Genomic DNA, 7,083 nt, shown 5'->3' with positions numbered 1-7,083 from the left:
TCGATGCCGTCGGCGCGGACCTTCTCGTACAGGTACGACATGTAGGCGCGCCCGGTCGGCTCGTCGACGTGCGCGTCGTACTCGTTCTCGATCTGGTACAGCAGCACCGTGCCCGTGCCCCGGGTGAACAGGCGCTTCGCGACGATGGCGTTGACGGCGGTCAGCCACTCGTCGACGTACCGCAGATACGCCGGGTCGGAGGTGCGGGCCCTGCCCTCGGTCGCGGTCAGCCAGCCGGGGAAGCCGCCGGCGTCGACCTCGGCGTTGATGTACGGGCCGGGCCGCACGATCACGTACAGACCGGTCTCGGCGGCCATGCGCAGGAACAGGTCGAGGTCGCGCACACCGGTGAAGTCGTACCGGCCGGGAGCGGGGGAGTGGTGGTTCCAGGCGACGTACACGCTGACGGCGTTGTAGCCGTGGGCACGCATCTTCTCCAGCATGTCCCGCCACAGGGACGGGCTCGGCAGCCGGAAGGGGTGCAGCTCGCCCGACCAGAGGACGAGGCGCCGGCCGTCGACCAGCAGCGAGTACCGGTCGAAGCCGACCTCGTGCCGCCTGCCGTCCGCGCTCGGCACCGGTGGCGGCGGGCCCGTGCGCACGGTCCGTGCCGGGTTGGCGGAGGTCGGCGACCCGCTGCCGGTCAGCGCGAAGCCGAGCGCCGCCGTGCCGGCGAGAGCGTGGAAGGTACGCCTGCTGAGCTCCAAGGGAGCGCCTCCTGTTGTGCTGCCGTGCCGTACGTGGTGCTGGTGGGTCATTGTCTACGGGACCGCGACAATGGTCGTATGAGGATCTCGGCACGTGCGGACTACGCGGTACGAGCGGTCGTGGAACTGGCCGTCCGGCAGGGCGAAGGGCCGGTCAAGGCGGAGGCCGTCGCCACCGCGCAGGACATCCCCCACAAGTTCCTGGAGGGGATCCTCGGCGATCTGCGGCGCGGCGGTGTCGTCGACAGCCGGCGCGGCGGGGGCGGCGGCTACCGGCTGGCCCGGGAGGCGGGGGAGATCACGGTCGCGGACGTGATCCGGGCCGTGGACGGACCGATCGTCTCGGTGCGCGGCGAGCGCCCGACCGGCCTCGCCTACTCCGGCACGGCCGAGCCGCTGCTGCCGCTGTGGATCGCCCTGCGGGCCAATGTGCGCAGGATCCTGGAGGGCGTGACGATCGCCGACCTCGCGGCAGGGGCGCTGCCCGAGCCGGTGGAGCGGCTGGCGGCGGAACCGGCGGCCTGGGAGAACCCGTGACGGGCCGCGTCCGCGGGGGAGCCGGTGGGTGATCCTCATCGCGTCCTCGGGGGGTCCTGGGGCTGACGCACTGCTAACGCACCTTATGCGCCTGCCGGCATCCCGGGTGAATTCTTGCCACTGTGAATGGCCGGAGACCGCCCTGGCCGACCCCCTCCGTCCTGCGTACGATGCGACCGCTCCCGGCCTTCACAGCTCCTTCATGGAATGGTCACAGACCGGGTGTGCATGAGCTGTCGCTTTGACATGCCCATGCCTCTTTCGTGTTCCACCCCCCACGAACGGATGGGAGAACCATGGCCGGTGGCCTGCTCCTGAGCGGCGCGATAGCCGCGCTCCTCACCAGCGCACTCCCCGCACAATCCCCGTCCCCCGGGTTCGTCGACCCGCCCCCGGACAAGATCGTCATCAAGGTCGCCACGGTGAACGGCTCCGGATGCCCGCAGGGCACGGCGGCGGTCGCCGTCTCCGAGGACAACACGGCGTTCACGGTGACCTACAGCGACTACCTCGCCCAGGCCGGCGGAGGCTCCGACCCGACCGCCTTCCGCAGGAACTGCCAGCTCAGCCTGATCGTCCACGTGCCCCAGGGCTTCACGTACGCCATCGCCAGCGCCGACTACCGGGGCTTCGCCTCACTCCAGCGCGGCGCGAGCGCCTCCCAGCGAGCCTCGTACTACTTCCAGGGCTCGCCCAGCACGGTGGCCAGGAACCATCCCTTCAGCGGCCCCTACAACGACAACTGGCAGGCCACCGACGAGACGGACTGGGCCCAACTGGTCTACGCGCCCTGCGGAGTCCAGCGCAACTTCAACATCAACACCGAACTCCGGGTCAACGCCGGCACCCAGTCGGCCGACAAGGTCAGCTTCATGACGATGGACTCCACGGACGGGGACATCAGCACGGTGTACCACATGGCGTGGAAGGAGTGTCCGGAGTCCTGACGGGGTGAGGGGCGGCCCACCGGGGCGTCGGGCCGGGTGGGCCGCCCGGATCAGGCGCTGGTCAGGCGCTGGTCAGCTGCCGGGCGAAGCGGCGAACGGCATCGCTGAAGGCGTCGGGATCGTCGAAGTTCGCCAGATGCCCGGCTCTCGGGACCAACTCGACGCGGGCGCGCGGATGCGCACGGGCGAACTCGGCCTCGCCGGACCGGAAGACGCTGTCCTTCTCGCCGTTCAGGATGAGCACCGGAGCCGCCACCCGACGCATCGCGCCCGCGTCGAAACGTCCCAGCACCTCGCCCCAGGCGGCGGGCAGAGCATGGAAGGCGTAACCGGACCGGATCGTGGCCCCGACCACCTCGTCCGGATACATCCTGCGCAGCAACCGGTCGTTCCACCGGGCCAGCCGATCCGCCGGCAGTCGCGGAACGAGCCCGGCGACCCACCGGTACGGCACCGCCCACGCCCCGCGAGTCGAGGCACTGGCCCCCGCGAGCACCAGCCCGCGCAACCGCTCCGGGCGAAGCCGCGCGAACTCCAGTGAGGCGTACCCCCCGAGCGAGTGCCCCACCACCAGGGCAGGCCCGCACCCGAGCGACTCCACGGCACCGGCGATGACCTCCACGGCCGCCTTCAGGCTCCAGGCCTCGGCGGAACGGGACCCGTGCCCCGGCAGATCGACAGCGGCGACGGGGAACTCGTCCCGCAGCGCGGCGAGCTGCGGACTCCACTGCCCGGCGCTGAACCGTGTCCCGTGTACGAAGACGATGGGTGGTCCCTCAACTGCCGTCATGATCCCCCCGAATCGAACCGACCTCCGCTGCCTGACCGACCTTACGCCGACACCCGCTGCCGAAAGCCGCTTGAGCCGCTGCCCTGCCATGGGCAAGGGTCTCTGCTCATGGAGTTCTTCTGTTTCCACCGTGATCGCCCCGGCTCGCTGCCGCTGCGCGAAGAGCTGCTGGAGCGGCACTGGTCCTACATGGACCAGTACGCGACCGAGATGATCGCCCGGGGTCCGACGTTCACCAGTGACGGCGAAACCCTCACCGGCAGTGTCCACATCCTCGACCTGCCGGACCCCGCCGCCGCCCGCGCCTTCGCCTTCGACGAGCCCGGCTACCAGGCCGGCGCGTACCGGGACGTGATGCTGCGCCGCTGGCGCAACGTCCTGGGCCGCACCATGTGGGACTTCCCCGGGGGCCCGACGACCGGCAACCGCTACCTCGTACTCGGACTGGGCGGCCCGGACCCGGCGGCGGCCGACCTCGACGCACCGCCCGGCTCGGACGACCTGATCGCCTACGGCCCCCTGCTGTCCGACGACGGCTCCGCCTGGCTGGGCACGGCGGCGCTGGTCCGGGCCCCGGACGGGGAGACGGCACACGGTGCCCTGACGCGGGGGCGGTACGCCGAGGTCGAGGTGCATGCGTGGGAGTTCGGCGGGCGGCGGTGACGGGCGCCGTCGTCAGCCTTGTTCCACGCCCAGCGTCAGCGTGCCCGCATAGCCGGACGATGCCGTGCTGCCCAGGGGGGTGAGCGCGAGGAGGCCTGATGCCGCGCCCCCGTCGTCGTAGATCGAGTCCTGGGCGAGGGTGGTCCGGCGGACCGTGTTGACGGCGTACTGGGGGAGCGACGCGACCCTCCTCGTGATCGTCTCGTTGAAGAAGAGCTGGCCGGTGTGGAGTTCCCGACCGCCGGTGAAGGAGCCGTCGGGGGCCAGGGTCACGTCCGTGTGGACCTTGATGTGGATGTGGACACAGCGGCCCTGGTACCAGCCGGGGTAGACCGAGGTGATCTTCGCGATGCCGTCGGAGCCGGTGAGGACGCCGCCGCGCAGGAACGTGCCGTTGTCGGGCTCGTCGTGGCCGTTGTCGCCCACGAAGCCGGAGTACTCGCCGAGCGCGTCGGCGTGCCAGATCTCGACCAGGGCGTTCTCGAGCGGTGCGCAGGTGTCGTCGTCGACGACCGTGAGCGTCAGCTTCAGGGGGATGCCGGTCTTGTCCTCGCTGATGTCGGAGCGGACGTACTGTCCGTCGAGGTAGTAGGGGCCTTCGGTCATCTCCTTCGTGAGCGTGCAGACGGCTGCGGCGGCCACGGGGGCGGTGGTGCCGGCGTCCGTCCTGGCAGCGGCGCCGACCGCCAGGGTGGCGGCGGTGGCGCCGGTCGCCATCAGGAGGGCACGGCGTCCGACGGGGGCGTTCGCTGCTGAGGCGGTGCTCTTCTTGTCTGTCATGAGCACGGCAGATTAGGAGGGGTTGCTGTCAGTGGCCTGTGCGTTCGGCAAAGTGATGCGCCGTCAAGTGCCTTGCAGGTCAGGTCGCGTAGAGCGCGAGCTGCTCCCGGTCCATCGTGGTTGTTGCTGCGCGGACCATTGACGCGCAAGAGGTTCGATTCTACGGTCCGTTCGAACTTGCGATCGCTGTTCGAAATGTCGGTCAGTGTCACCCCCACCGCAAGGAGGACCGTATGAGCCGCTCCATCCTGCGCAGGAGAACCGCCCTGCTCGCTCTCCCCACCGCAGCCCTGCTCGCCCTGATGCCGAGCGCGGCGTCCGCGTACCCCAACCCCGGCCGGGTCACCGGCGACGTCGTCACTCACGACCCGTCGATGGTCCGCACCTCGTCCGGTCAGTACCTGCTCTACGCGACCGGCGGCGGCATCGCCAGCAAGACGTCCAGTGACCGTACGGCCTTCCGCAACGGCAGCGACGCGTTCTCCAGTCGGCCCGGCTGGTGGCGGAACTACTCCTCCGTGCCGGAGGCCTGGGCGCCGGACATCTCGTACCAGGGCGGCAAGTACCTGATGTACTACTCCGTCTCGAAGTTCGGCTCGAACACCTCCGCCATCGGTCTCGCGACCTCCAGCACCGGCCAGCCGGGCAGCTGGACCGACCAGGGCACCGTCTACACGTCGAACTCCGCGAGCGACTTCAACGCCATCGACCCGAACCTCTTCGTGAACGACGACGGCAAGTGGTGGCTGTCCTTCGGCAGCTGGTGGACCGGGATCAAGATGATCCAGATCAACCCGGCCACCGGGAAACAGCTCTCCTCCAACACCACCCGCTACTCCCTCGCCTCCCGTCCCACCGGGACCAAGGCCGTCGAGGCGCCCTTCATCGTCAAACGGGGCGGGTACTACTACCTCTTCGCCTCCTACGACACCTGCTGCAACGGCACCAGTTCGACGTACAAGGTGAAGGTCGGGCGTGCCTCCAGCGTCACCGGGCCGTACCGCGACAAGAACGGCGTCGACCTGATGAACAACGGCGGCACGCCCGTCCTGGAGTCGCACGGCAACGTCATCGGCCCGGGCGGCCAGTCGATCCTCAAGGACGCCGACGGCGACCTGATCGTCTACCACTACTACGACGGCAATGCGGGCGGCACGCCCAAGCTCGGCATCAACCTCCTGAACTGGAGCAGCGGATGGCCCGTCGCCTACTGACCCTGCTGGCCGTCCTGCTGCTCGCCCTCACCCTCGGCCAGCCCACCGCGAGCGCCGCCTCGTTCGCCAACCCGGTCAAGTCCGTCAAGGGCGCCGACCCCTGGATCTCCTACCACGACGGCAACTACTACCTGGTGACGACCAGTTGGACCGACGTCATCACCATCCGCAAGTCCGCCACCCTCGCCGGGCTCGCCACCGCGCCCAGCGTGCAGGTGTGGAAGGGCGACGCCGCCTCCCGGTGCTGCAACATCTGGGCACCCGAGCTGCACTTCGTGGGCGGCCGCTGGTACCTGTACTACGTCGCCGGGCAGAACGTGTCCGACTACAACCCGACGCAGCGCAGCCATGTGCTGGAGAGCTCCGGGTCCGACCCCATGGGCCCCTACACCTACAAGGGGCAGCTCAACTCGGCCTGGATGCTGGACCCGAGCCTGATGAACGTGGGCGGCCGGCTGTACATGCTGGGCAGTGCGATCACCACGGGCGGGACGCAGAACCTCGTCATCGCGCCGATGTCCAACCCGTACACCGTCAGCGGTTCCTACGCGACGATCTCGACACCTACGTACGCCTGGGAGCGGCAGGGCGGCACCGTCAACGAGGGCGCGGAGGTGCTGCAACGCGGCGGCCGGACCTTCCTGGTCTACTCCGCGAGCGGCTGCTGGACGCCCGACTACAAACTCGGGCAACTGGAACTCACCGGCTCCAACCCGCTGTCCGCCTCCTCCTGGACGAAGAAGTCCACACCCGTCTTCCAGCGCAGTGACGCGAACGGGGTGTACGGGCCCGGCCACAACGGCTTCTTCACCTCACCCGACGGGCGCGAGAACTGGATCGTCTACCACGCCAACGACTCCGCCTCCGACGGCTGCGACAACGGCCGTACCACCCGGGCCCAGAAGTTCACCTGGAACTCCGACGGCACCCCGAACTTCGGCACGCCCGTCCGGCTCGGGGCGTCCCAGCCCGGGCCGTCCGGCGAACCGGCGTCCGCCGCCACGACCTACACCGTCTCCAACCGCAACAGCGGCAAGTGCCTGGACGTCGCCGGCAGTTCGCCGGCCGACGGAGCCAACGTCGTGCAGTACACCTGCAACGGCGGAACCAACCAGCGCTGGCGCTTGGAGGACCTGGGCGACGACACCCACCGACTGGTGAACGCCGCCACCGGCAAGGTCCTCGACACGGCCGACTGCTCGACCGCCGACGGCGCGGACCTACGCCAGTGGTCCTGGCTGAACAACACCTGCCAGCGCTTCCAGTTCATCGCCACGGACGGCGGCTACGTCCGCATCACCAACAAGGCCACGGGCAAAGTGGCCGATGTCGCCAACTGCTCGACAGCGGACAGCGCGGACGTACGCCAGTGGTCATGGCTCAACAACAACTGCCAGCAGTGGAAATTGACAGCGGTGTAGGTTCCCCAGGGGCGCGGGGAACTG

At 69.4% G+C, this 7,083-nt stretch carries 8 protein-coding genes; 5 read left to right on the top strand and 3 right to left on the bottom strand.

The genetic code is table 11. The annotated features are described in order from the left end of the window. On the bottom strand, positions 1-707 hold a 707-nt coding region (locus tag CCL05_RS06325), incomplete at its 3' end, for a beta-galactosidase (protein ID WP_158102424.1). Positions 708-785: 78 nt separating this feature from the next. Here CCL05_RS06325 and CCL05_RS06320 point away from each other — a divergent pair. Further along, positions 786-1,244, top strand: a complete 459-nt coding sequence (locus CCL05_RS06320) for an RrF2 family transcriptional regulator (RefSeq protein ID WP_086559487.1) — start codon at positions 786-788, stop codon at positions 1,242-1,244. Positions 1,245-1,540: 296 nt separating this feature from the next. Further along, positions 1,541-2,191, top strand: coding sequence for a DUF4360 domain-containing protein (locus CCL05_RS06315; RefSeq protein WP_086559486.1), 651 nt, complete (start codon positions 1,541-1,543; stop codon positions 2,189-2,191). Between the two features lie 61 nt (positions 2,192-2,252). Here the strand turns inward: CCL05_RS06315 and CCL05_RS06310 are convergent, their stop codons facing one another. Further along, positions 2,253-2,981: an alpha/beta fold hydrolase gene (locus CCL05_RS06310; protein WP_086559489.1), complete on the bottom strand. Its 729-nt coding sequence runs from the start codon at positions 2,979-2,981 to the stop codon at positions 2,253-2,255. 108 nt (positions 2,982-3,089) lie between these two features. Here CCL05_RS06310 and CCL05_RS06305 point away from each other — a divergent pair, with 108 nt between their 5' ends. Further along, entirely contained in the window at positions 3,090-3,644 is a 555-nt protein-coding gene (locus tag CCL05_RS06305; protein ID WP_086559485.1) for a YciI family protein, read from the top strand. Between the two features lie 12 nt (positions 3,645-3,656). Here the strand turns inward: CCL05_RS06305 and CCL05_RS06300 are convergent, their stop codons facing one another. Beyond that, positions 3,657-4,424, bottom strand: coding sequence for an intradiol ring-cleavage dioxygenase (locus CCL05_RS06300; RefSeq protein WP_086559484.1), 768 nt, complete (start codon positions 4,422-4,424; stop codon positions 3,657-3,659). A 233-nt stretch (positions 4,425-4,657) separates the two neighbouring features. Between CCL05_RS06300 and CCL05_RS06295 the strand changes: the two genes are divergently transcribed. Together CCL05_RS06295 and CCL05_RS06290 are read left to right on the top strand one after the other, a co-directional pair. Next, the gene (locus CCL05_RS06295; protein WP_208641389.1) at positions 4,658-5,638 is read left to right on the top strand and encodes an arabinan endo-1,5-alpha-L-arabinosidase; all 981 of its coding nucleotides are present in this window, start codon (positions 4,658-4,660) and stop codon (positions 5,636-5,638) included. Then, a complete protein-coding gene (locus CCL05_RS06290; protein ID WP_086559483.1) occupies positions 5,620-7,059 on the top strand; it encodes a family 43 glycosylhydrolase in 1,440 nt (479 codons plus the stop codon). The genes CCL05_RS06295 and CCL05_RS06290 overlap by 19 nt, the downstream gene beginning before the upstream one ends. Positions 7,060-7,083: the final 24 nt, after the last annotated feature.

The sequence above is a fragment of the Streptomyces africanus genome, from assembly GCF_002150735.1.
Classification (GTDB): Bacteria; Actinomycetota; Actinomycetes; order Streptomycetales; family Streptomycetaceae; genus Streptomyces; species Streptomyces africanus.
Note: the sequence above shows the minus strand (reverse complement) of the source record. Positions and strands in the feature narration are given on the sequence as shown.